This window comes from Cohnella sp. OV330 (assembly GCF_900112065.1).
Classification (GTDB): Bacteria; Bacillota; Bacilli; order Paenibacillales; family Paenibacillaceae; genus Cohnella.
In genome coordinates this window covers 652,799-677,257 of the sequence record NZ_FOKE01000001.1, presented here as the reverse complement: position 1 = coordinate 677,257, position 24,459 = coordinate 652,799, and the positions used below count along the sequence as shown (strand labels likewise).

The window sequence follows — 24,459 nt, the reverse complement described above, 5'->3', positions numbered from 1 at the left end:
GCGGGAGCTTCGCGAGTGAATCGCAGGTGTATCGCGAGGGATTCGCGGGCGTTTCACGGGATTTCGCGGAGATTCGCAGAGATTCGATGCTCGCTTCGCAGCCATGAGGTGCAAACGGACCGTAAAGGCGTTATTTTAACGCGGATAGCGTTCTGGGAGAGGCGTGCGGACTCTCGATCCGTTATTTTGCCTGAACAGGGTGCGGAAGCCCGACTTTGGACCGAATAACGTACGCTGTGTCCGCACGACCGCCTATTTCCCCGTATTGCGCTCAAATAGCGTCATCTGAGTCCGGCAGCATTGCGTGTAGTTACCAGCACAGCAGCCGATGCGGCTTCCGGTTCCCCTTTCTATAACCGATGCTTCGCTTCCTGGTCCGGTACAGGTATAATAAAGTGAATCAATCCAACAAGAACCAAATAGGGAGAATGGCAGTTGGCTACAATGATCCTCGTACTGATCGGCATCGTCGCCGCCCTGTTCGGCAGCATCGTCGGGTTGGGGGGCGGCATCATCATCGTGCCCGCGCTCGTGCTGCTGGGGCCGAGCCTGCTCGGCGAGGACGTGTCATCGCAGACGGCGGTCGGCACCTCGCTGGCCGTGCTGATCTTCACGGCGCTGACGTCCACCTGGACGTACCGCAAGCAGGGCAAGGTCGATTTTCGCAGCGGCTGGCTGTTCTTCGCCACGAGCGGACCCGCAGCCATGATCGGCGCGCTGGTGACCGATTACATCCCGCAGGGGCCGTTTCAGCTGGCGTTCGGCCTGTTTATGCTCGCGATGTTCGGCTTGATGCTGGCCCGCGAGCGGATGAAGCCGCTGCGCATCGATTGGCCGATCAAGCGATCGTTCGCCGACGGCTCGGGCACCGTTCACGTGTACGGATACAACCTGCCGCTCGCGCTGACGATCGGCTTCGCCGTCGGGCTCTGCTCGGGTTTGTTCGGGATCGGCGGCGGTTCGCTGTTCGTGCCGATCATGGTGATTCTGTTCAGGTTTCCGCCGCATGTCGCCACGGCAAGCTCGATGTTCGTCATTTTCCTGTCCTCGATATTGGGCAGCACCGTGCACCTGTACAACGGGAACATCGATTGGCCGCTATTCCTGGCGCTAGCGCCAGGCGCGCTGATTGGCGGCCGCGCCGGCGCGATCGTCGCATCGAGGCTGTCCGGGCCGCAACTCATGTGGCTGCTGCGCGTGACCTTGCTCATCATGGCTGGGTATCTCATCTTCAAGGGCGCGACCGAGATGTAGCTTGAAGCCCTTCCTTCAAGCGGCAGGGCCAAGCGCCGGAACGCGCCGTCGCGCCGTCGCGTATAAGTAGAGAGATCAACGGTAGACAAGCGGTTGTAGCGATACGAATTCATAATGCGTAATGAGGGATGAGGACATGAGCGACAATCCGAATACGATCGGGGGCAAGAGCTTCACGGCCGTCGCGATCAACTGCGCTTCCAAGGCGGGCGAGTGGATCAAGAGCAGGATCGGGCAGTTCGCGGCGCCCGATCTTAAATTTTCGAAGCACGATCTCGTTACCGAAGTGGACAAGGGCTCCGAGCGGCTCATCCGCAACCTGCTCGCGACGCACTATCCGACCCACTCGTTTTTGGGCGAGGAGGGCGTCGAGCCCGGGCCGGAGGCTTCGGCGCAATCGATCGCCAAAATGGGCGGCAGCGAGTACCTATGGATCGTGGATCCGGTCGACGGAACGACCAATTACGTGCACGGATTCCCGTTCTACTCGGTATCGATCGCGCTCGCCTATCGCGGGGAAGTGATCGTCGGGGTCATCTACGATCCGTCGCGAGACGAGTTGTTCGTCGCGGAGAAGGGGAAGGGCGCCTACGTTCACGGCAAACGGATGCAGGTGTCGGCCGAGCCCGGGCTCGCGCAAAGCCTGCTGGCCACCGGCTTCCCGGCGGACCATATCTCGGCGCTGCCGCGCAATCTCAAGCAGACGCTGGCGCTCGCGCCGCAAGTGCGCAACGTCCGCAGCTCCGGCTCCGCCGCGCTGCACATGGCCTATGTCGCCGCGGGCCGGCTCACCGGCTTCTGGGAGGTCGGGCTGAACGCCTGGGATCTGGCCGCGGGCGCGCTGATGATCGCGGAATCCGGCGGCGTCGTCACCGACCAGAACGGCCAGCCTTATTCGCTTGGCGTTCGCGATATCGCTGCCAGCAACGGCCTGATTCACGATGAATTGTTGAAGGCGCTTGCGGACGCTTAAGCGTCTTCGCTCGCGGTATCGTTTCCACACTTAAGCATTTGATCCCGCTTGGGGTACATGAGAGTAAGGCATACGGATCATGCTACTTAAGAAAGGAGTGCGACAACGATGCGCGACGATCGATCGGACGGAAGATTCGACCAATCGCAGCCGCAGCCGGAGCGTCCGGAGGGACTCGCCGCGCGGGCGGCAGAGGAATACGTGGACGACGAGGCGGCCTTCATGTCCGGCGCGGAGGCGGAGCTCGTGAGGCAGCTGACCGAAGGAGAGCCGGCGACCGGCGATCCGAACGAGGAAGCGCTCGCTCGCTTGTCCCCTCGCTGGGAGATCCGGATCCAGACGGAGCGGGATCCCGTCGCCGAAGAGACGGCGGCGTACCGCAAGCTGGCGAAGGAAGCGGACGGGCGGTACGACGACCGCGCCAAGTCCGAGTGAGCAGGCAACGAAAAAGGCGGCCCCGCGGGCCGTCTTTTTCTTCGTGCGTTTTTTGGGAATGCGCGGGATTCAGATCGTGCGGAAGCCTTTTTATCGCGCCAGCGCGTACCTAAGCTGCACGACGCCGCCTCCGAGCGGTTTGGTATCGATCAGCGATACTTCTTGGAAGGCATATTTCTCTTGGTCGAGCAGGATGTTAAGTCCTTTGCCCTCCAGTACGGGAGCGATATTGAAAATAAGCTCGTCGACGAGGCCTTGGCCGAGAAAGGCTTGATGAAGCGCGCCTCCGCCGGACAACAGCGCGGTCGAATGCCCTCTGTCCCGAAGATAATCAAGCGCTTCTTGGGGCGTGCCCGCGATCGTGACGCCGGGCAAATCCTTCGCGCTTGCGGAGACGACGACGATGTCGAGATCCGCGAACGGGCCGCCACCGCCTCCGTTGCCCGCCATCGCCTCGTATGTCCGCCGGCCTACGATGAAATTGCCCGCTGCCTTGGCCTGCGCGGCGAAGTCGCCCAGCGCCTCCGGCTTGGGGGGATTTTCAGGACCCGATTGCGCGTAATTTCCGTTTGCCGTCAACGTTGCCCATAGAATGGTTTTCATAGTCGAACCTCCGATTGTCGTTGAATGCGTTCAATGACGCTCCGTATGCTTGCCGCGACCCGATCGGGCCGGTCCTCCTGGACGTAGTGCGATGCGTCCTCCAATATCTCGGCGTCGCTGTTCGGCAGGTAGCTCTGCCATCTTCGCATCTCGCCAAGCGGGAACCCCGCGCTGTCGCGCGCTCCCCAGACGATCCGGGCGGGCAGATCGGCCATGGCCGGAAGCCCTGCTTCGATGCCGGCGAGCCATTTCCGCGCTTTCCGGATGCTGCGGGGGAAAACCCAGGTCGGCATTCTCGATGCCGGCGTAGGGTACGGGTCCGTGTAGGCTTTTGCGAGCGTCTTTGTTACTTTGTTCGCTTGATGGATGCCGCTCGGCAGAATCTTGCGTGCGAAAAAATTGCGTCTGGTCTGCAGCCAGTAACCGAAGGGCCAGCCGCCCATGGCGACGGAGAAGAGCTTCATCGCGGCCAGCTTGGCGGGCCATGCCCAAGTGTTCATGAGCACGATGCCCCGAACGTTGTCCCTGTTGCGTACCGCATAGTTCAGTCCGATCGGACCTCCCCAGTCCTGAACGACCAGGACGATGTCCGTCAGACCGAGCGACGCGATCAGCTCGCCGAGCGCCTCCGAATGCTCCTGAGGCGTATAGCCGTAGCCGGACGGCGCGCGGGACATCCCCATGCCGGGGTAATCCAACGCGATCAGGCGGCACTCCCCACGCAGCGCCTTGATGACGTTGCGGTAAAGATAAGACCAGGTGGGATTGCCGTGCAGGAGCAGAACGGTCTGTCCCCGGCCCTCGTCCACGTAGTGAATGGTGCCGTCCCGGTACGGCAGCCACCGATCCTCGAACGGATACTCCGCGGGATCGACTTCGAATGGTCTTTGCATGCTCACGCCCTCCTTTCCCGGTTGTCGATCGCGCGCTCGATCAACCCTGTTCACAGAGTAAAGGCTTATGGTACATTTGAAAAGTAGTTACAATTAAGTGCAATAGTTTCATAAAATGAACTACGGAGGACGATATCAGATGAAACCGGACCAGGCATGCCAAGGCACGATCGAACCGCTGCTGGAAATTTTGGACGGCAAATGGACGCTGCCGCTGCTGCGCGACCTGTTCAACGATGTCAAGCGGTTCGGGGAACTGAGGCGATCGCTCCATCCGATTAGCCCGAAGACATTGACCGACCGGTTGCGGATGTTGGAAGAGAAGGGAATCGTGACGCGAACGCTTTATCCCGGCGTGCCGCTGCACGTCGAATACGAGCTCACGGACAGCGGCCGCAGGCTGCAGCCGATCTTCGCCGCGATGAGCGAATGGGCGCGGGCGGAGGCGCCCTGCGGACGGGCCGAGCCGGAAGCGGAAGCGGAAGCACTCCTCGGCGCGGCGGCGTCCGAATAAGGCGTAACGCACGCGCCCTCCTCGAGCAACCGCTAGATCATCACAAAAAACCGCACAAACTCTGTGCGGTTATTTTGCGTGTATAGCGCTACATAAACGAGAACCGCACAAAAAATGTGCGGTTTTGCATCGCGTCCGCATGGACGCAAGGCTCTAGCCGCGCGCCTGCGCCGTATGCACGAAAACCGCACAAGAAATGTGCGGTTCTGCGTCGCGTCCGCATGGACGCAAGGCTCTATGCCGAGCGCCCGCGCCGCATGCACAAGAACCGCACAAAAAATGTGCGGTTCCGTGCCGAGCTCGTGTTCCTCTTCCTCTTCCGGCGGCTACCGAATCGCCTTAAAGCTCTCCTCCGCCGCTTCGAGCGTCCTGTCGATGTCCGCGTCCGTATGCGCGGTCGTCAGGAACCACGCTTCGTACTTGGACGGCGCCAGATAGATACTGCGCGACAGCATCTCGCGGAAGAACGCCGCGAAGCGTTCGCCGTCGGTATCCTGCGCCTCGTCGTAGTTCGTGACGGGGTGGTCGCAGAAGTGAGTCGAGATCGCGCCCGCGATGCGGTTGACCGTCAGCGGCACGCCGTTACGCGCCGCGGATTCGCGCAGGCCGTCGGCGAGGCGCGTGCCGAGCGCCTCCATGCGCGCGTAGACGCCCGGCTCGCGCAGCACCTCGAGGCAGGCGATACCCGCCGCGATGGAGGCGGGGTTGCCGGCCATCGTGCCCGCCTGGTAGGCGGGGCCGAGCGGCGCGACCTGCGCCATGATCTCGGCGCGGCCGCCGTAGGCGCCGATCGGCAGGCCGCCGCCGATGATCTTGCCGAGCGCCGTCAGGTCCGGCTCGATCGCGGCAAGGTCCGGGAACGCCGCAGCGTATGTCTGCGTCGTGCCGTAATGAAACCGGAACGCCGTGATGACCTCGTCGTAAATGACGAGCGCGCCGGCCGCGCGGGCCATGCGGCACACGTCCTCGAGGAAGCCCGGCTTCGGCATCACCATGCCGAAGTTGCCGACGATCGGCTCGATCATGACGGCGGCCACATCGTCGCCCCAAGCCTCGAGCGCGAGCCGCAGTCCTTCGGCGTCGTTGAAAGGCACAGTGATCACTTCGCTTGCGATGCTGACCGGGATGCCCGCGCTATCGGGAATGCCCAGCGTCGAGGGCCCCGAGCCCGCGGCGACGAGCACAAGGTCGGAGTGGCCGTGGTAGCAGCCGGCGAACTTGACGATCTTGTTGCGCCCGGTGGCCGCGCGCGCGACGCGGATCGTCGTCATGACGGCTTCGGTGCCGGAGTTGACGAAGCGCACTTTATCCAGCGACGGGATCGCGTCCTTCAGCATGCGCGCGAGCGTGACCTCGCCTTCGGTCGGCGTGCCGTACAGCGTGCCGTTCTGCGCGGCGCGCACGATCGCCGAAGTGACGTGCGGATGCGCGTGGCCGGTGATGATCGGGCCGAATGCGGCCAGATAGTCGAGGTAGCGGTTGCCGTCCACGTCCCAGAAGTAGGCGCCTTCGGCGCGCTGCATGAACACGGGCGCGCCGCCGCCGACGGCCTTGAAGGAGCGCGACGGGCTGTTGACGCCGCCGACGATATGGCGCTGGGCTTCTTCGTAAAGGCGCGCGGATTCGGGTCTTGGATTCGGGCTTGCTTGAGGATTCGGCATATAAGGGGCCTCCTGAGCGAATGGGATAGGGGTCTGAAGCGAGCGAACGTGAAGAGACCGCCGAATCGGCGGTCCCCATCTTGGCGAACGTGAAGTTTATGGCGTGGCGCTCGCGGACGCAGAAGCAGAGCCGGACGGAGAAGGCGAAGCCGAAGCCGCCGACGAATCCGAGGCGAGCACTTCCTGGATGTACTCGCGCAGCTTGTCCTCGTCGCGAATGCCGATCGTCGAGCCTCCGATGTTCTGCTCGACCAGATTATCCATCGGCGGCAGCTGCGCGGAGCCGGCCTGGTGCGACTTGTAACCGAGGCTGGCGAGCTTCCACATGTCGTTGACCGACATGTTGGTATCGACATAAGGCACGACTTTGTTGAGTATGATCGGCAGCTTAATCAAGTTCCAGCCGGACTGCAGCTTGTCGGCGACCGCGCCGAGGAAGGCGCGCTGGCGCTCGGTGCGCGTAAAGTCGCTGAGCTTGTCGTGACGGAAGCGCACGTACTGCAGCGCATGATCGCCGTCGAGATGCTGCTGCCCCTGTTTCAGATCGATATCGTACAGGTGCTTGTCGGCTGCAGACGTATATTTCATGTCCTTTTCTACATAAAAGTCCACGCCGCCGATCGCGTCCACCAGCTTGATGAAGCCCTGGAAGTCCGCGTACACATAATACTGGATATCAAGACCGGTCAATTCGGAGATCGTCTTCATGGACAGGTTGGGCCCGCCGATCGAGAGCGCCGCGTTGAGACGATCCGAGCCGTGTCCCGGAATCTTCACGTACGTATCGCGCAAGATCGAGAAGAGGTGAACCTTCTTTGACGTCGGGTCGAACGAAGCGATGAGCATCGAGTCGGATCGAGGCGCTTCACCCTTAGTAAGTCCCCGGTTGTCCCCGCCCATAAGCAGGACATTGACGCGTTCGGAGCCGGTCCATTCGGGCGGCTGTTCCTCAGGCTTCTCGGGCACGTTGCTGAAAATCGAGTCTTCCTTCGGTTTTTCGAGCCGGTCCAGCGCATGGTACCCGCTATAGACGTACCATGCGACAAAGGCGATGACGATCGCCAATATGGAGAGACCCGTGTAAAGGGGCCATCTTCTTTTTTTTCGCGGCTGACTGCGCATCCTCATGTTCCCTTCGTTTTACGTTAAGATCAATCTCCTGTAAGATATCATATTGAATTATATAGTTCCCGCACGACTCGAATCAAGTTAAGTCGAATCACGGAGGAATATGGAATGTTAGCCATCGACGTACGCGATCTGCGCAAGCAGTTCAATGTTCAGAAAAACCGCGAAGGCATCGGCGGGGCGCTAAAAGACCTTTTCAAGCGCGAATATACGGAAGTGACCGCGGTCAAGGACATCAGCTTCCAGATCCCGCAGGGCGAGATTTGCGGCTATATCGGGGAGAACGGCGCCGGCAAGTCGACGACGATCAAGATGCTGACCGGCATCCTCGTCCCGACGTCCGGGCATATCAAGGTCAACGGCTACGTGCCGCATAAGGAAAGGGAAAAGTTCGTCCAAGGCATCGGCGTCGTGTTCGGGCAGCGGAGTCAGTTGTGGTGGGACATCGGCGTCATCGAATCGTTCCGGCTGCTGCGCAAGGTGTACGGCGTCGGCGAAAACGACTTCAAGCGTCTGCTTGACGAACTCGTCGAGACGCTATCGCTCGGCGAGCTATTGAACCGCCCGGTGCGGAAGCTGAGCCTCGGCCAGCGGATGCGCTGCGAGCTGGCGGCGGCGCTGCTGCACAATCCATCGATTTTGTTCCTGGACGAGCCCACGATCGGCCTCGACATCGTCGTGAAGACGGAGATCCGCGAGTTCCTGAAACGGATCAATCGCGAACGCGGCACGACGATCCTGCTCACGACGCACGATCTGCAGGACATCGAAGCGCTCTGCTCGCGCGTCATCATGCTGGACGACGGCAGGATCATCTACGACGGCGGGCTGGAAGAGCTGAAGACGCGCTGGGGCAAAGGCCGCGAGGTCGTCTTCACGTTCGGCGACGCGGTGCGGGTGGACAGATTGGCCGCGTTGACGGACGGCTTGGACGTCAAGTGGAGTCTCGGCGACGCGTATACCGCGACGGTATGGATTCCGCTCGAGATCAACGTGTCGGAGGTGCTGTCGCGCGTCGTCGGCACGATGGAGATCAGCGATATCAAGATCATCGAGACGAACACCGAGGAGATCGTGCGCGAGATTTACCGGACGGGCAGCGCGCAGACGCCGGCGGAGGCGCTGGCGGTCGGCGGTCCCGGCGGCCGAGACGATGGAGAAGGCGGCGGAGAAGCAAACGGCGCTGAAAATGGCGCAGACAACGGTACAGTGAGCGATAACGCAAGCACCGACAGTTCGCGGCCTACCGCACAGGCGGAGGCGACCAAGCCGTGAACGCCGCTTACTTCGAATTTATTCGCATCCGCTTTTTGACGATGCTCGCTTACCGCGTTAATTATTATAGCGGTATCATCGTTTATGCCATTAACATCGGCGCGTACTACTTCCTGTGGAAAGCGATCTACGGCGAGGCCGAGACACTGGCAGGCTTTACGGTCGAGCAGATGACGACTTACGTGGCCGTGTCTTGGATGGCGCGCGCTTTTTACTTCAACAACCTGGACCGCGAGATCTCGAACGAGATTCGCGACGGCAGCGTGGCGGTGCAGATGACGCGGCCGATCAATTATTTAATGGTGAAAATGATGCAGGGCTTCGGCGAGGGCGTGTTTCGCCTGCTGCTGTTCATGGTGCCGGGGATGATTCTGGCGACGCTGCTGTTCCATGTGACGCTTCCGTCGGATCCGATGCGCTGGATCGTGTTTTTCGTCATGATCTGGTTCAGCTTCCTGATCAACACCCAGCTCAACATTTTGACCGGCCTCTTCGCTTTCTTCGTCGAGAACAACGAGGGGCTCATGCGCTTGAAACGCGTGCTCGTCGACCTGCTGTCCGGCGTCGTCGTGCCGATCGCCTTTTTCCCGGCATGGGGGCGGGCGGCCATGGACTGGCTGCCGTTCCAGGCGATTACGTATTTGCCGAGCTCGGTGTTCACGGGCAGGACGAGCGAGGCGGAGACTTGGCACGCGCTGCTCATTCAAATCGGCTGGTTCGCGGTCCTCGTCGTCCCGATCGTGCTCATGTGGCGGTCGGCGCGTAAGCGGCTGTTCGTGCAAGGAGGTTGACGAAGAGATATGAGACTGTCCAGATTGGGCTACACGTTCGGATTGTTTAAGGAATACATCGCCAACTACGCCAAAGTGAAGCTGACTTACCGCGCCGACTTCTGGGTCGAGGTCGTGAGCGACCTGCTGTTCTCGCTGACGAATCTCGTGTTCATCTTTATCGTGTTCCAGCATACCCCGACGCTCGGGGACTGGAGCGAATCCGAGGTCGTATTCGTCTACGGCTACTTCATGATCGCGCAAGGGGTGTTCGGCGCCTTCACGAATCTATGGAACTTCGGCGACCGCTACATCATCAAGGGCGAGATGGACCGCGTGCTGACGCGGCCCGCCCACTCTCTGGCGCAGGTCATGCTGGAAAACGTAGACCCGCCGTCGCTCGTCTCCTCGCTCGTGGGGCTCGCGATCATGGGCACGGCGTGGGGGAAACTCGGGCTCGCGTTCGACTGGTACGACCCGTTCGTGCTCGTCGTCATGGTGCTGGGCTCGGTGCTCATCTACACGGGGATCTATGTAACGCTGGCGGCGATCTCTTTCTACTCCGACGCGCCGACGGGCATCATCCCGCTTATGTACAACATTCAGAGCTACGGCCGCTATCCGGTCCAGATCTACAACCGGGGCATCCGCTTTTTGCTCACCTGGGTGCTGCCGTTTGCCTTCGTCGGCGTGTACCCGGCGATGTTCTTCCTCGAGGCGCACCGCGACGTCTTCATGGCGTGGATGACGCCAGTCGTCGGCCTCATCGCCGCGGGCATCGGCCTCGCGGTATGGAACCGCGGCGTGAAGCGCTACCGGGGGGCGGGGAGCTAGGGGTAGGGTGGGAGGTGATAGCGGAAGAAAGTTCCGCTATTGAGCGAATGGCGGGGCCTCGCGAGGTAATAACGGTGCTCAGTACCGCTATTGTGCGCATGGTGGGGCCGTGCGAGGTAATAACGGTGTTCAGTGCCGCTATTGTGCGAATGGCGGGGCCACGGGGGACAATAACGGTGCTCAGTGCCGCTATTGTGCGAATGGTGGGGCTGTGTGAGGCAATAACGGTGCTCAGTGCCGCTATTGTGCGAATGGTGGGGCTGTGCGAGGCAATAACGGTGCTCAGTGCCGCTATTGTGCGAATGGCGGGGCCACGCGAGGTAATAACGGTGTTCAGTGCCGCTATTGTGCGAATGGCGGGGCCGCGGGGGACAATAACGGTGTTCAGTGCCGCTATTGTGCGCATGGTGGGGCCGTGCGAGGCAATAACGGTGCTCAGTACCGCTATTGTGCAAATGGCGGGGCCACGGGGGACAATAACGGTGCTCAGTGCCGCTATTGTGCGAATGGCGGGGCCACGCGAGGTAATAAAGGTCCTCGGTGCCGCTATAGTGCGAATTTTGGGGCTGTGTGAGGCAATAACGGTGCTCAGAGCCGCTATTGTGCGAATGGAGGGGCCACGCGAGGTAAACGGTATTCAGTGCCGCTATTGTGCGAATGGCGTGGTGCGTAATACCGCCCATCGTGCGAATGGTGGAGCTTAGCGAGGAGCGGCGCTCAGCACGGCTGTAAGACACGTATGCAACAAGTGCTGAGCGCCTTATTCGCATTATCAATGCCTTTTCCGAAGTTGAAACGACCTAACTCGCTGTGTGCCCGACGCTGCGTCCAGCCATCCTTTCATGACGAGATCATGAAGCAACAAGCGTGTTAGTTTGTCGCCAGTGCCAAGAAAGACGCGTATATCGGCGGGGGTAAAAGGCCGTTGCAGCTTATGAGCAAACCGCAAGATCTCACGCTGCTTAAGCGGAAGCGTTATTTCTTTGTCCGCTCCGAAGTCTCCGTACAATCTGCCAAGCGTCTGAAGCACGAATTGCTGGCACTTGCGCGGGCGCTCCCGGATCATATCCAGCGGCAGGCGAAAGACGGTCCACCCATCCAGCACCAGCAGGTTCTGCCTTTCACGCTCGTATTCAAACGTACGGCGACTTGCGTGCTGCCCATGCGTGCTGAAATCGTCGATCTCCCATCCGACCTTGTGCGGCGGCCTCAAGTAGGCATGATCGATGAAGAACGAGCCCTCGCCAAAGCCCGGAACCTCGTATTCCGCATATAGGTAATCGAAGTTGCCCACCGCCGACAACCAGATTTGTTTGGCGAATAGGGACTCGTTAAACGCATGTCCTTCTGTAAGCCTGCGCAGCGATTCGCCTGTCCGGCCCCGGCGCTGCTCCTCCAGCCATCGAGCTTACTGTTCGTCCAATATTGCGATCTCCCCCTAAAATAGAACATAAAAAACCGCCTTCTCCAGTTGGAGAGGCGGTGTTCTTCACGCGCAAAGGTATTTATAGGATCAAATATACCGTTAACTTCCATCCGCTGCAAGTGGAACGCAGGACGAGGAAAACCGCTGTCGAGCTATTGACAAGAGGACGTTATGTTTGTAATATAAGCGCATACACATTTTAATATCATAATTGGGAACGTTCCCAAAACAATGCGATGCAATGAATGAGCAAGGTTAGCGTAAAACAGAGTGCTGGCTGAGCCGCTTCGTGTAGGGGGAGCAACGACACGGTAATAGCGAGCCGTCGTATCAACGAACGCAGAAACTTAAGTTTCGCCGGTCTCTTTTATCAAAAAAATAGGAACGTTCCCAAAATGAAATTGAAAGCGTTTTTGCTTGAGTCGTTGCAGATAAGGGTAGAGTTGGTTGTCGCATTCGTGTCGAATGAAATTTGGCGGTACGACGTAGAGCAATCTTTCGCAACATCGCAACGAAGAAATACCGCAATTTCCGGTCTCGTGTTAAAATGGGAACGTTCCCGAAATCATCCGTTCATCGGTGGTTACTTGCTCCGTCGGTCGCCGGCGTACCATAAGGGGCGCCGAAGCGACCTGAACGTTGGCGAGAACCTACACCATCCAAGGAAAGCAGGAAGAACCATGGGACCTACCATTCACGACGTAGCGAGACTTGCCAATACTTCCAAAAGCACGGTATCCCGTTATCTCAACGGGCAGAAGGTCAAGCGCGCCACGCAGGAGGCGCTGGACCGGGCGATCGAGGAGCTTAACTTTCACCGCAACGCCAATGCCCGCAGGCTGGTCATGGATAAGACCAACACGATCGGCGTCGTCGTCGACAATATCTCGAACGTGTTCTACTCGGGCATCATCCGCGGCATCGAGATCGTCGCGGGGCGCAGAGGCTTCAATTGTATCTTCTACAGCTGGACGTCCAATTACGGCAGCGAGCGGGAGTTCTTGTCGCTGCTGTACGAGGGCCAGGTCGACGGGCTGATCCTCGTCAGCTTCCAGAAGCGGACCGAGGAAGACTTGGCCGAATTCAGAGACTCGGCCTACCCGATCGCGCTCGTCGGAGATCACGGCGAGATGGAAGGGCTCATGTCGGTCGACGTCGACAACGCTGCAGGCCTTGAGGAGATCGTGAGTTACTTGCACGGCCTCGGCCACCGGGAGATCGCCTACATCGCGGGCCCGCCGCATGCCGGCGCGAGCAAGTATCGGCTCAAGGGCTTCCGCCAATCGATGGAGGCGCTCGGTCTGGCGGCGAACCCGGCCTGGATCTCAGAGTCCGATTGGAGCAACCAAGGGGGCTACGAGGCGATGCGCAAGCTGCTGAAGGTCGGGGGATTCACGGCCGTCGTGGCTTCGAACGACGAGACGGCGATCGGCGCGCTCCGGGCGATCCAGGAGCAGGGACTGAGCGTGCCTTCGCGGCTCTCGCTCGTCGGCTTCGACGACATCTCGATCTCGGAGTGGGTGTTCCCGTCGCTCACGACCGTGCGGCAGCCGTTCCAGGAGATCGGCATGCTGGCGGCCGACGGATTATTCCGCCGGATCGAGGGGGAGTATGAGAGTGTCGACAGCCGCTCTTTCAGCTTGCTGAAGCCCCATCTAGTCGTCCGCGATTCCTGCGACAGACCGACTTCCATCTGATTAAAAGAGGGTTGATGCGCATGAACACGAAAATCAACAAGTCCTTCTACGGTTACATTTTCATCGCGCCGTTTTTTATCGGATTTCTGCTCATCGGCCTGGCGCCGATTCTGTATACCTTCTATCTCAGCCTGACCAAGTGGGACGGCTTCAGCGATCCGGTATACGTCGGCGCCGCCAACTATACCCGACTGATTCACGACAGCTTCTTCTTCCAGACGATCGGCAGCACGCTAATTATCTGGATCATGTCGATCGTCCCGCAGATCTTGCTCGCGCTCGGGCTCGCGCTCATCCTGAACGAACGGTTCATCCGGGGCAAGCATTTTTTCCGGGCGGTATTCTACTTCCCGCACATCGTCACGCCGGTCACGCTCGGCGTTCTGTTCAGCCTCATGTTCGACTGGCAGACGGGCAGCATCAACAAGGTGCTCATGAACATCGGCCTCGTCAACGATCCGGTCAATTGGTTCAACAATCCCTGGTGGTCGCGGATCATCGTCGCGGGCGTCATCTGCTGGCAATACTTCGGGTTTAATCTCATTATCTTCATCGCCGGTCTACAGGGCATTTCCAAGGAAGTATACGAGGCTGCCGAGGTGGACGGGGCGACGAAGCCGATCATCATCCGCCGGATCATTCTGCCGCTGCTCCGCCCGGTCATGCTGTTCACTTTCATCACCTCGGTCATCGGGGGCCTGCAACTGTTCGACGCGCCCCTCATGCTGGGGGACGGTCCGGGCAACTCGACGCGCACGATGATCATGTACCTGTATGAGACCGCATTCAAAAACTTCGACTACAGCTATGGTTCGGCCGTCGCCTACGGAATCTTCGTCGTCGTTATGTTTTTCACCGCGATCACGACACTGGCCACGAGAACAAAGGAATAGGAGGCGCCTCGCATATGAGATCCGGATATACCCACACCAAAGCCTTGCTGTATCTCTTGCTGGCCGCCGTCTCGTTCGTTTGTCTCGTTCCTTTCTACAGCATGCTCATTACGTCGACCCACGCGAACTCCGAGATCGCCAGCAAGCTGCTGCTGTGGCCCGGCACGGAGCTTGCGAACAACTATAACCGGCTCGTCGGCTCCGTCAACATCTGGCGCGGCTTCGCGAACACCGTGTTCATCTCGGTCACGGCGACGATCCTCAACGTCTACTTCGCGGCGTTGGCGGGCTTCGGCTTCTCCAAGTACCGCTTCCGCTACCGGAACTTCCTGTTCTTGTTCGTACTCGGCACGATGATGATCCCGGGACAACTCGGCATCATCGGCTTTTATAAGGTCATGAGCATGCTGCAGCTGACCGATACGTACTGGCCGCTGCTGCTTCAATCGTTGTACAACGCGTTCGGCATCTTCCTGATGCGCCAGTTCGCGGACGCTTCGATCCCCGACGAGATCATCGAATCCGGGCGGATCGACGGCTGCGGGGAGTGGCGGATCTTCCACCGGATCGTGCTCCCGCTCATGGGGCCGGCCATCGCGACGCTCGCGATCTTCTCCTTCATCGGCAAATGGAACGACTTCCTGACCCCGATGATCATCCTGTTCGACAACGACAAGCAGACCCTTCCCGTCATGATCGCCAGCGTCAAGTCGGCGTTCTCCTCCGACTTCGGCGCCCAGTATGTCGGCATCGCCATCTCCGTCATCCCGCTGCTCGTCTTCTTCGCCTTGATGTCGAAACAGATCATCAGCGGCGTAGCGGCAGGCGCAGTCAAAGGCTAAGCGGAAACGGACCTATTGAACGACAATGACACTTCGCGAAAGAGGTGATGCGGGTCCCGTACGGACTGAAGGAGTTGTGAAAGCGCAGTCAACCGCAAGGAACCCGGTGTATGACAAGCTTTAGGTTCTCACTAAACGATCTAAAGGGGCGATTGCTTTGAAAAGAAAATCATGGCTTCCCGTATCGCTGGCGCTCATCCTTATCCTTACGCTGCTGTCCGCTTGCGGCGGCAACAATAACGGCAACAACGCATCTCCGTCGTCTTCGGCATCGGATTCGGCATCTCCGTCGGCGTCGGCCTCCGAGCCCGCCTCTCCTTCGTCATCGGCCTCCGCTAGCGAATCCGCGGCGCCGAGCGCGCTGTCCGGCAAGCTCGTCATCTGGACGTTTTTCGACCAGGTGAAAGACATGGCCGCGAAGTTCATGGAAAAGAACCCGGGCGTACAGGTTGAAGTCAAGATGTTCCCTGGCGATCAATATCAAACGAAGCTGCTGACCGCGCTGCAAAGCGGCAAGGACCTGCCCGATATCTTCGACCTGGAGCGCGGCTACATCGGCAAGTTCATCGACTCCAAGTTTCTGGCAGACCTGTCCGCGATGGGCGGCGAAGACCTGGTCAAGGACTACGTGCCTTACGTACAAGGACTCGGACGTTCCTCCGACGGCAAGCTGAAGGCGATCTCCGATCACTCGTCTCCGGGCGGCTTCTGGTACCTGAAGGAAACGGCGAAGAAATACCTCGGCACGGACGACGCAACCGAGATCGGCGCGATGGTGAGCGACTGGGATAAGCTGATCGAGACCGGCAAGAAGGTGTATGACCAAAGCGGCGGCAAAGTCCACCTCATCGAGAACGCCGGGGATTTGTTCGACATCATGGCGTACAACACGGAGCCGTGGGTGAAAGACGGCGCGCTCAACATTGACCCGAAGTGGAAAGACACGTACGCGGTTCAACAAAAGATTCGCGAGAACAACGTCGACGCCAAGCTGGAATTCATGTCGGCGGGCTGGGGCACGGCGCTGAACAGCGGCACGGTCGTGCTGACGTCCATGCCGGCATGGGCAGGCTTCATGATCGACAACAAGGACGACAAAGCCGTCGGCAAATTCGGCGTCGCGTCTACGCCGCTCGGCTTCTACACCGGCGGCACGTACCGCGGCATTTACGACAAGTCGCCGAACAAGGAACTGGCCTATGAATTCATTAAGTATATCGCAAGCTCCGAATGGCAGACTTACAACCTCGGCAAGACGGGCAACATGCCGGGTCTCGCTACGGTATACCAAGACAATATGGACTCGTTCAAGTCGAGCTTCTTCGGCGACCAGAACATCCTGAAGCCTTACTACGACACCGTCACGAAGCTGCCTGCGCTGTCCGCCGACAAGTACGGCGAAGAGATCCTGAGCCTGTGGCGCAAGACGGCGGGCCAAGGCGTCGCGAACAAGACGGATTACGACAAAGTCGTCGCGAGCTTCAAGAAGGAAGTCAAAAACGCCTTCCCCGAACTGAAGGTCGACTAAAGCGTATCTACGATTTAAGCCACTGAGTAACGGATGGACGGACAAAAGGGTCCTACTCGACCGGAACCGCCGCTGCCGACCGGCAGCGAGCGGAGCCGGGACGACGAGCGGCCGGGAGCCTTCCCGTACGAACCGTCGTTCCGGCCGTCCGGACGGCCCGGGCGAACCGCAAGACCTGCACGGGCTCACGGAAGGAGAGACAGAAGAGATGCAAACCATACACGATCACATCCGACAGCTCCGCATTATCGACGCGCACGAGCACCTGGCGACGCCTTCGATTCGCCGCAGGGAAAATCACGACCTTTTCTCGCTGCTGCACTACCTGGAATCCGACTTGATCTCCGCAGGCATGAAGCGCGGCGCGCTCGACCGTCGCCTCGGCTTGTCCGACGAAGAACGGGCCACCGTTTTTCTGAAGTACTGGCAACGCACGTCCAACACGACTTATGCCCGCATGTTCAAGCAGGCGATGGAGGAGCTGCACGGCCTCCGCGATTGGAACGCGGACGGCATCCTGCAAGCGAATGCGAGCGTGCTCGCGGCCAGCGCGAATCCCGGCTGGTACGACGAGGTGCTCGGCGAACGGTCGGGCATCGATCTGGCATTCACGCTCATCCAGACGACGGATCTCGGCTACGACCGGTTCCGGCCGATCATGTTCCTCGACTTCACCTTTAATTTGAATACGACGGAGGACCTCCTCTCGGTCTGGCGGGCGATGGACAAGGACGCGGAAGCGCGATCGTTCCACGCCTATCTGGACGAAACGGACGGCCTGCTGCAACGATACAAGCAAGAAGGCATGGTCGCCACCAAGCTGGGCCACGCATACTGGCGGACGCTTGCCTGCGGCAATCCGGCGCGCGACGACGCGGAGCGCCTCTACGACCGGCTGCTCGGCGGCGCGATCATGACGGAGAGCGAGCTGCGGCCGCTTCAGGATTACATGATCCGGCACGTCATCGAACGGTCGACCGCGATCGGCCTGCCCGTGCAGATTCATACCGGCCATCACGAGACGAGCGTGTCGGGCGACGGCAACATCATCGGACGTTCCAACCCCGAACACCTCGTGCCGCTGCTGCTGGATTATCCCGATGCGCGCTTCGTGCTGCTGCATGCCGGCTTCCCGTTTCATCAGGTATACCTCAGCATGGTCAAGAACTTCCCGAACGCGTACGCGGACTTCACCTGGATCTACATCATCACGCCGACCGCGGCCAAGGAGACGCTGCATCAGGCGATCGAGATGATCCCGGCGAGCAAGATCCAGGGCTACGGCGGAGATTACAACCATATCGAAGGCACTTATGCGCATCTGAAACTGGCCAAGCGGATCGTATCCGAAACGCTGAGCGAAAAAGCGGAAGCGGGAGCGCTGAGCGAGGCCGAGGCGATCGACTTCGCGAACCGCATCTTCCGCGGCAACGTCATCGAGCTGTACGGGTTGGAAGGGTTGAGTTGAGCGGAAGGCGCGACTTCGAGCGAAGCTATCGCGCAAAAGTGCGGGATAGAGCGGAAGGTGCGGCTTCAAGCGAAACGATCGAGCAAAAGTGCAGGATAGCGAGGCTTATGGACCGCAAAATCGTGAATGAGAGGGCGCTATCCTGCACATATGCAGGCTACGTGCGGCAATTCTCATTTTGACGAATGTATCGTGTACTTTTGCAGGATGAGATATGCGGTCAAGTCGATCGGGATCGTGGTTGAAGGAAGGCTGCGGGGAGGAGGGGCGTCATGTCCGAAAATAGGGGAAATGCCGCGCGGGCGGCGATCGAAGCTGGCAAACGGTACGTCATCGGGCTCGACGTCGGCACGACCTCGCTTTGCGCCGCGGCGGTCGATACGCGGGGCGGGACCGTCGTTCGGACGATCGTTCGGCCGAATCTCGCTGCGATTGCCGGAGAGGCGCCTGACGAGCGTCTGCAAGATCCGGATCGGATCGCGGACGAGCTGCTCGCGATGCTCGAGGAATGGCGCGACCTGCTACCGGAGACGGCGGCCATCGGCATCTCCGCGCAGATGCACGGCATCCTCTACGTCGACGGAAGCGGCAGGGCCGTTAGTCCCCTCTACACGTGGCAGGACGGGCGGGGCGAGCGGCTGCTGACAGACGGAGCGGACGAAGACGCGAACGGCGGAGGGGCGACGGATAACCGGGGAACGGTCATTGGCGGGACAGGCGGCAGGAAAACGGCGGATCGTCAAAATGCGGCCGCAGGCGCGGCGACCTACCGCCAACGGCTCGAGACGTTGACAGGCTCTCCCGTTCCGTCAGGCTACGGCCTGCTGACGCACGACGTGCTGCGCCGGACCGGCGGCGTGCCAGAGGCGGCCGCCAAGCTGTGCACCGTCGGCGACTACGCGGCGATGCGGCTCACGGGCCGGACGGCGCCGCTCGTAGACGCCACGCAGGCGGCGGGCCTCGGCTTGTTCGACCTGCGAAGCCGGTCGTTCGACGCGGACGCGGCAGCGCGCGCCGGCATCGACGCGGCGATGCTGCCGGAGCTGGCAGGGCCGTCAGGCGCGCTAGCGGGCACGACGCCCGAAGGCATTCCGGTCGCCGCCGCCATCGGCGACAACCAGGCGAGCTACCTCGGCACCGTGCCGGCGCTCGCGGGCAGTTTGCTCTTCAACGTAGGGACGGGCGCGCAGTTGTCGCTGTACGCGCCGGAGCCCGTTGAGGCGGCGGGCCTCGAGCTGCGCCCGTTTCCGGGCGGCGGCTGGCTGTTGTCCGGCGCTTCGCTCGGCGGCGGCAAAACTTATGCGCTGCTCGCCTCGTTCTACCGCGAGATCGCGGAGGCGCTCGGCGGCGGCGAAGGCAGCGTGTCCGCCGACCGGCTGTATGCCGCCATGAACGGCTGGGCGATGAGCGCGCTTGACGAGGGGCGCACGCTCCCGCGGGTAGACCCTGCGTTCTTCGGCACGCGGGCCGATCCGCACCGCAAAGCGCGAATCGCGGGGCTGGACGCGACCGGCTTCACGCCGCAGGCACTGACCGCCGGCTTGCTGGCGGGCGTCGCGGACGAGCTGGCAGCGTTCGCCGCCCAGCTCCCGGCCGAGTTTCTCGCCGGCGTGCGGCGCCATGTCGGCGCGGGCAACGGCCTTCGCCGCAACCCGGCGCTGCGCCGGCTGCTGGAGGAACGGATCGGCGCGCCGATCGAGCTCACCGGGGCGCGGGAAGAAGCCGCCTTCGGCGCGGCCGTGCATGCGGCGGTATGCGCGGGCATTTTCACGGATTACGACGAGGCGTTGACCTGTATGGGCGGCGCCCGCCTGACGGAAGGGGATATCGTTTAAATGAAGCACAGAAAGCTCTACATGATCGGCAACGCCCACCTCGACCCGGTATGGCTGTGGCAATGGCAGGAGGGCTTCCAGGAAGTCAAGGCGACGTTCCGCTCGGCGCTCGACCGCATGAAGGAGTACGACGACTTCGTGTTCACGTCCAGCTCGGCCGCCATGTACGAATGGGTGGAGATCAACGCGCCGGACATGTTCGAGGAGATCCGTCGGCGGGTGGCCGAAGGCCGTTGGAACCTCGTCGGCGGCTGGTGGATCCAGCCGGACTGCAACATTCCGAGCGGCGAGTCGTTCGTGCGGCAGGGACTGTACGGACAGCGCTACTTTATGGAAAAGTTCGGCGTGACGGCGAAGGTCGGCTACAACGTCGACAGCTTCGGCCACAATGCCATGCTTCCGCAGATTCTGAAGAAGAGCGGCATGGATTACTACGTCATGATGCGGCCGATGCCGAACGAAAAGGGGCTCCCGAGCCGGCTGTTCTGGTGGCAGTCGGACGACGGCTCGAAGGTGCTGACGTTCCGCATCATGTTCGAGTACCTGTCCTGGGGCAAGGAGCTCGGCGGTCACGTCCGCCGCGCGCTGGGCGAGTTCAAGGAACCGCTGAACGATCTGCTGTTCTTCTACGGCGTCGGCAATCACGGCGGCGGCCCGACCAAAGAAAACATCGAGAGCATCCGCGCGCTGAACGACGATCCGGAGCTACCGAAGCTCGTATTCTCGACGCCGGATCAGTATTTTGCGGATATGGAGGCGTCCGGACTGTCGTTTCCGGTCGTCCACGACGATCTGCAGCATCACGCGAGCGGCTGCTACAGCGCGCACTCGGGCATCAAGCAGTGGAACCGGCAGGCCGAAAACCGTCTCGCCGCGGCAGAGAAGTACTCGGCGCTCGCTTCCTGGATCACGGGGCAGCCGTATCCGCTCGAGGCGTTCGGACGCGCGTGGAAAAACGTGCTGTTCAACCAGTTTCACGACATACTGGCAGGCACGAGCCTGGAGGCGGCCTACGAGGATGCGCGTTACCTGTTCGGCGAGGCGATGGCGATCGCGGACCGCGCGCTGAACGATGCGGTGCAGTCGATCTCCTGGCGCGTCGGCATCGGTCAGGACGAGGGCATGAAGCCGATCGTCGTGTTCAATCCGCATGCTTGGGCGAGCAAAGTTAACGTGGAGCTCGAGGTCGGCGGCATCGGGCCGAGGACCGTGCTGACGGACGAAAACGATATGCCGGTGCCTTTTCAGACGGTCCAGTCGCAGGCAACCTCGGGCGGACGCTATCGCCTGAGCTTCTTGGCGGTGCTGCCGCCGCTCGGCTATCGCACCTACAAGCTGGTCGCGGAGTCAGAGTCGCTCAAGGCCGTAGGCGCGCCGATCGCGGCGAGCGACCTGGTGCTCGAGAACGGCCGCTTCCGCCTCGAATTCGACCGCGATACCGGCGCGATCAAGAGCCTGCGCGACAAGAAGGCGGAACACGACGTGTTCGCCGGTCCTGCGGCCCGCGCGGTCGTCATCGACGACAAATCGGATACGTGGAGCCACGACGTGCTTCACTTTAACAAGGTTGCCGGGGAATTTAAGGCGGTTAAAGTGTCGCGCATCGAGCATGGCCCGGTCAAGTCGGTCATTCGCGTCGTGAGCCGGTACGGCGATTCGAAGCTCGTGCAGGACTTCGCGATGTACCCGGACCGCGAGCTGATCGACGTCAGCGTGACCGTCGACTGGCGCGAGAAGTTTAAGATGCTGAAGCTCGTGTTCCCGATCAACGTCATCTTCAGCAAGCATACGTATGAGACGCCATACGGCACGATCCAGCGCGAGCACAACGGCGAAGAGGAGCCGGGCCAGAGCTGGGTCGACTACACGGGGCTGACGCGCCAGACGAACAAGATTTATGGCGTAAGCTTGCTGAACGACGCCAAGTACAGCTACAGCATCTCGGGCAAAGAGCTGGCGCTTACCGTGCTGCGCAGCCCGATCTACGCGCATCACGATCCGCTCGTGCCGGAGCCGGACGGCGAGTATTCGTTTATCGACCAAGGCATCCAGCGATTCAATTATTCGCTGCTGCCGCATGAAGGCGGCTGGGAGCAGGCGGGCACCGCGCATCGCGCGGCCGAGCTGAACTGCAGGCCGACGGCGGTCATCGAGACGTATCACGAGGGCGATCTGCCGCTGTCCGATTCGTACGCGGCGTCGTCAGCGGACAATGTCGTCGTGAGCGCGGTGAAAATCGCGGAAGACGGCAGCGGAGATTTGATCATCCGCGCTTATGAGACGGAAGGACGCCGCACGGTGGCGGAGCTCGTCCTGCCGCGTTTCGAGCGGACCATCCGCGCCGAGCTCGGGCCCAGCGAGATCAAGACGTTCCGCGTGCCGCGGGACGCGGCGGAGCCGGTCGTCGAGACGGATCTGCTGGAGCGGGGCGTTTGAGCTGTAGCGGGCCGTTTGAACTGCGGCGTGTGAGCGAGAGTTTACGGCAGGTGCAATAGCGGAAAAAAGTTCTGCTAAGGCGCCGGTAAACGTGGCTGGCAGATGCAATAGCGGAAGAAGGTTCCGTTAGATGCGAGTAACCGAGCTTGGCTGGTGCGATTGCGGAAAAAAGTTCCGCTAAGATGCGCGTAACCGTGCTTGGCTGGCGCGATAGCGGAAATAAGTTCCGCTATCATGCTCGTGTCCGCTAGAAACTTTTAACGATATAAAGTGATGGAATGGAGGTGCCGCGCATGAGCCGGACGCTGGAGGACCTGATCGCGAAGTATCCGGAGCTGGCCGTCTGCCGCACGGATATCGAGCGAGCCTATGAAACCGCGCGCAGCTCGTTCGAGAGAGGCGGCAAGATGCTGCTCGCCGGCAACGGCGGCAGCGCCGCGGATTGCGAGCATGTGGTCGGCGAGCTGATGAAGGGCTTCATGTCGCCGCGCCGGCTCGGCGAGGCCGAGCGTGAGCGGTTCGCCGTCTGGGGCGAAGAAGGCGCGTATATCGCGGACAGGCTGCAGGGCGCGCTGCCGGCGATCTCGCTCGTCAGCCAGTCGGCGCTGGCGACGGCGTACATCAACGACGTGGCGGCCGACATGGTGTTCGCGCAGCAGGTGCATGGATACGGCAGGCCGGAGGACACGCTCGTCGTGTTCAGCACGTCCGGCAATTCGGTTAACGTCGTGCGCGCGGTCCAAGTCGCCAAGTCGCTGGGTCTCGCGACGATCGCCTTCACCGGCCGCGGAGGCGGCAAGCTCGCTTCGTTGTGCGACATCGCCATTCGCGTGCCCTACGAGCGGACGCCGGACATCCAGGAGCGGCATCTGCCGATCTATCATGCGCTGTGCATCATGCTCGAGGAGGCGTTTTTCCCATGAGACGGCTGCTCGGGGGGCTGGATATCGGCGGCACGAAGTGCGCGGCTGTCGTTGGAGAGGCGTCGAAGAGCGGGATCGACATCCTTGGGAAAACGAGCTTTCCGACGCCCGGGACCCCTTCGGAGGCGATAGGGGCGTTGATGAACGCGCTCGATGCGCTGCTGGCCGAGCATGGCGGCAGTGCGACGGGAGCGGCCGGGGAAGCGGCGATATCGGCCGAGGCGACTGAAGCTGCGGCGGGCTCGCCGCCTCGCGTCCAAGGCAGCAGCCTGACCGCGATCGGCGTCAGCTGCGGCGGCCCGCTGGACAGCGAGGCCGGCCTCGTGCTGTCGCCGCCCAACCTGCCGGGTTGGGACGGCATCGACGTGCTCGCGCCGCTGCGCGAGCGGTTCGGCGTGCCGGCAGCGCTGCAGAACGACGCCAACGCCTGCGCGCTGGCGGAGTGGCGCTGGGGCGCGGGGAGAGGCACCCGCCATATGGCGTTCCTCACCTTCGGCACCGGCATGGGCGCGGGATTGATTTTAAACGGCAGGCTTTATACAGGCGTAAACGACATGGCGGGCGAGGTCGGGCATATTCGCATGCGTGACGAAGGTCCGGTCGGATACGGCAAGGCCGGCTCCTTCGAAGGCTTCTGCAGCGGCGGCGGCATGGCGAGGCTGGGCATCGGCATGATCGAGGAATGGCTGCAAGCGGGCAAGACGACCGCGCTTACGACCGGCGCCTGCGCCGAGCAAACGCTAACGGCTCGCATGATCTTCGACGCGGCCCGGGAAGGAGACGAGCTAGCCGCGCTGATCGTACGCGTCACCGGCATCGAGCTGGGCCGCGGCCTCGCCGTGATGGTCGACATGCTCAATCCCGAAGCGATCGTCATCGGGAGCATTTACGCGCGGCAGGAGCCGCTGCTGGCGCCGGTCGTGCTGGAGACGCTGCGTCGGGAGGCGCTGCCGCGCTCGCTCGCGGCTTGCCGGATCTTGCCGTCGCAGCTGCGGGAGAACGTCGGGGACGCGGCAAGCCTGTCGGTCGCGTTGCACGCGCTGGAGGCGTGAACCAACGCGCAGCTCTCGG

21 protein-coding genes are annotated in these 24,459 nt (G+C 61.2%); 16 read left to right on the top strand and 5 right to left on the bottom strand.

The window, feature by feature from the left end; translation table 11 throughout:
• Positions 1-435: 435 nt before the first annotated feature.
• The 3 genes from BM235_RS02600 (at position 436) to BM235_RS02590 (ending at position 2,662) form a co-directional block, all read left to right on the top strand.
• Entirely contained in the window at positions 436-1,254 is an 819-nt protein-coding gene (locus tag BM235_RS02600) for a sulfite exporter TauE/SafE family protein (RefSeq protein WP_369803454.1), read from the top strand.
• Between the two features lie 136 nt (positions 1,255-1,390).
• Positions 1,391-2,227 carry an inositol monophosphatase family protein gene (locus BM235_RS02595; protein ID WP_090108963.1) on the top strand — a complete coding sequence of 279 codons (837 nt, stop codon included), beginning with the start codon at positions 1,391-1,393 and terminating at the stop codon, positions 2,225-2,227.
• 108 nt (positions 2,228-2,335) lie between these two features.
• Positions 2,336-2,662, top strand: a complete 327-nt coding sequence (locus BM235_RS02590) for a hypothetical protein (protein WP_369803453.1) — start codon at positions 2,336-2,338, stop codon at positions 2,660-2,662.
• 90 nt (positions 2,663-2,752) lie between these two features.
• Here the strand turns inward: BM235_RS02590 and BM235_RS02585 are convergent, their stop codons facing one another.
• Both BM235_RS02585 and BM235_RS02580 read right to left on the bottom strand, forming a co-directional pair.
• Positions 2,753-3,265: a dihydrofolate reductase family protein gene (locus BM235_RS02585; RefSeq protein WP_090108962.1), complete on the bottom strand. Its 513-nt coding sequence runs from the start codon at positions 3,263-3,265 to the stop codon at positions 2,753-2,755.
• A complete protein-coding gene (locus tag BM235_RS02580; RefSeq protein ID WP_090108961.1) occupies positions 3,262-4,158 on the bottom strand; it encodes an alpha/beta fold hydrolase in 897 nt (298 codons plus the stop codon). The genes BM235_RS02585 and BM235_RS02580 overlap by 4 nt, the downstream gene beginning before the upstream one ends.
• Positions 4,159-4,297: 139 nt before the next feature.
• Between BM235_RS02580 and BM235_RS02575 the strand changes: the two genes are divergently transcribed.
• Positions 4,298-4,672, top strand: a complete 375-nt coding sequence (locus BM235_RS02575; protein WP_090108960.1) for a winged helix-turn-helix transcriptional regulator — start codon at positions 4,298-4,300, stop codon at positions 4,670-4,672.
• A 326-nt stretch (positions 4,673-4,998) separates the two neighbouring features.
• Here BM235_RS02575 and BM235_RS02570 read toward each other — a convergent pair whose 3' ends face one another.
• Together BM235_RS02570 and BM235_RS02565 are read right to left on the bottom strand one after the other, a co-directional pair.
• On the bottom strand, positions 4,999-6,333 hold the full coding sequence (locus tag BM235_RS02570; protein ID WP_090108959.1) for a glutamate-1-semialdehyde 2,1-aminomutase: 1,335 nt from the start codon (positions 6,331-6,333) through the stop codon (positions 4,999-5,001).
• A gap of 96 nt (positions 6,334-6,429) precedes the next feature.
• Positions 6,430-7,398, bottom strand: coding sequence for an LCP family protein (locus BM235_RS02565; protein ID WP_255374023.1), 969 nt, complete (start codon positions 7,396-7,398; stop codon positions 6,430-6,432).
• Positions 7,399-7,569: 171 nt separating this feature from the next.
• On the opposite strand from BM235_RS02565, the gene BM235_RS02560 reads away from it, so the two are divergent.
• Genes BM235_RS02560 through BM235_RS02550 form a run of 3 tightly spaced genes read left to right on the top strand, consistent with a single transcriptional unit; the run spans position 7,570 to position 10,340 of the window.
• Complete coding sequence (locus tag BM235_RS02560) at positions 7,570-8,736, top strand: ABC transporter ATP-binding protein (RefSeq protein ID WP_090108957.1); 1,167 nt, start codon at positions 7,570-7,572, stop codon at positions 8,734-8,736.
• On the top strand, positions 8,733-9,527 hold the full coding sequence (locus tag BM235_RS02555; protein WP_090108956.1) for an ABC transporter permease: 795 nt from the start codon (positions 8,733-8,735) through the stop codon (positions 9,525-9,527). The genes BM235_RS02560 and BM235_RS02555 overlap by 4 nt, the downstream gene beginning before the upstream one ends.
• A 9-nt stretch (positions 9,528-9,536) precedes the next feature.
• Positions 9,537-10,340, top strand: a complete 804-nt coding sequence (locus BM235_RS02550) for an ABC transporter permease (protein WP_090108955.1) — start codon at positions 9,537-9,539, stop codon at positions 10,338-10,340.
• 772 nt (positions 10,341-11,112) lie between these two features.
• Here the strand turns inward: BM235_RS02550 and BM235_RS02540 are convergent.
• Positions 11,113-11,634, bottom strand: a complete 522-nt coding sequence (locus tag BM235_RS02540) for a PDDEXK family nuclease (RefSeq protein ID WP_143106619.1) — start codon at positions 11,632-11,634, stop codon at positions 11,113-11,115.
• An 812-nt stretch (positions 11,635-12,446) separates the two neighbouring features.
• Here BM235_RS02540 and BM235_RS02535 point away from each other — a divergent pair.
• The 9 genes from BM235_RS02535 to BM235_RS02495 all read left to right on the top strand — a co-directional run bounded on the left by BM235_RS02535 (position 12,447) and on the right by BM235_RS02495 (position 24,440).
• Positions 12,447-13,463, top strand: a complete 1,017-nt coding sequence (locus tag BM235_RS02535) for a LacI family DNA-binding transcriptional regulator (RefSeq protein WP_158543664.1) — start codon at positions 12,447-12,449, stop codon at positions 13,461-13,463.
• 20 nt (positions 13,464-13,483) lie between these two features.
• Positions 13,484-14,356 carry a carbohydrate ABC transporter permease gene (locus tag BM235_RS02530; protein ID WP_090108951.1) on the top strand — a complete coding sequence of 291 codons (873 nt, stop codon included), beginning with the start codon at positions 13,484-13,486 and terminating at the stop codon, positions 14,354-14,356.
• Between the two features lie 14 nt (positions 14,357-14,370).
• Positions 14,371-15,198 (top strand): carbohydrate ABC transporter permease, encoded by an 828-nt coding sequence (locus BM235_RS02525; RefSeq protein WP_090108950.1) that lies wholly within the window; start codon positions 14,371-14,373, stop codon positions 15,196-15,198.
• Between the two features lie 157 nt (positions 15,199-15,355).
• On the top strand, positions 15,356-16,726 hold the full coding sequence (locus tag BM235_RS02520) for an extracellular solute-binding protein (protein ID WP_090108949.1): 1,371 nt from the start codon (positions 15,356-15,358) through the stop codon (positions 16,724-16,726).
• 208 nt (positions 16,727-16,934) lie between these two features.
• A complete protein-coding gene (locus BM235_RS02515) occupies positions 16,935-18,194 on the top strand; it encodes an amidohydrolase family protein (RefSeq protein WP_090108948.1) in 1,260 nt (419 codons plus the stop codon).
• 272 nt (positions 18,195-18,466) lie between these two features.
• Complete coding sequence (locus BM235_RS02510) at positions 18,467-20,029, top strand: sedoheptulokinase (protein ID WP_090108947.1); 1,563 nt, start codon at positions 18,467-18,469, stop codon at positions 20,027-20,029.
• The gene (locus BM235_RS02505) at positions 20,030-22,465 is read left to right on the top strand and encodes an alpha-mannosidase (protein WP_090108946.1); all 2,436 of its coding nucleotides are present in this window, start codon (positions 20,030-20,032) and stop codon (positions 22,463-22,465) included.
• A gap of 293 nt (positions 22,466-22,758) precedes the next feature.
• Positions 22,759-23,388 carry a D-sedoheptulose-7-phosphate isomerase gene (locus tag BM235_RS02500; RefSeq protein ID WP_090108945.1) on the top strand — a complete coding sequence of 210 codons (630 nt, stop codon included), beginning with the start codon at positions 22,759-22,761 and terminating at the stop codon, positions 23,386-23,388.
• Positions 23,385-24,440, top strand: a complete 1,056-nt coding sequence (locus tag BM235_RS02495) for an ROK family protein (RefSeq protein ID WP_090108944.1) — start codon at positions 23,385-23,387, stop codon at positions 24,438-24,440. The genes BM235_RS02500 and BM235_RS02495 overlap by 4 nt, the downstream gene beginning before the upstream one ends.
• Positions 24,441-24,459 lie beyond the last annotated feature (19 nt).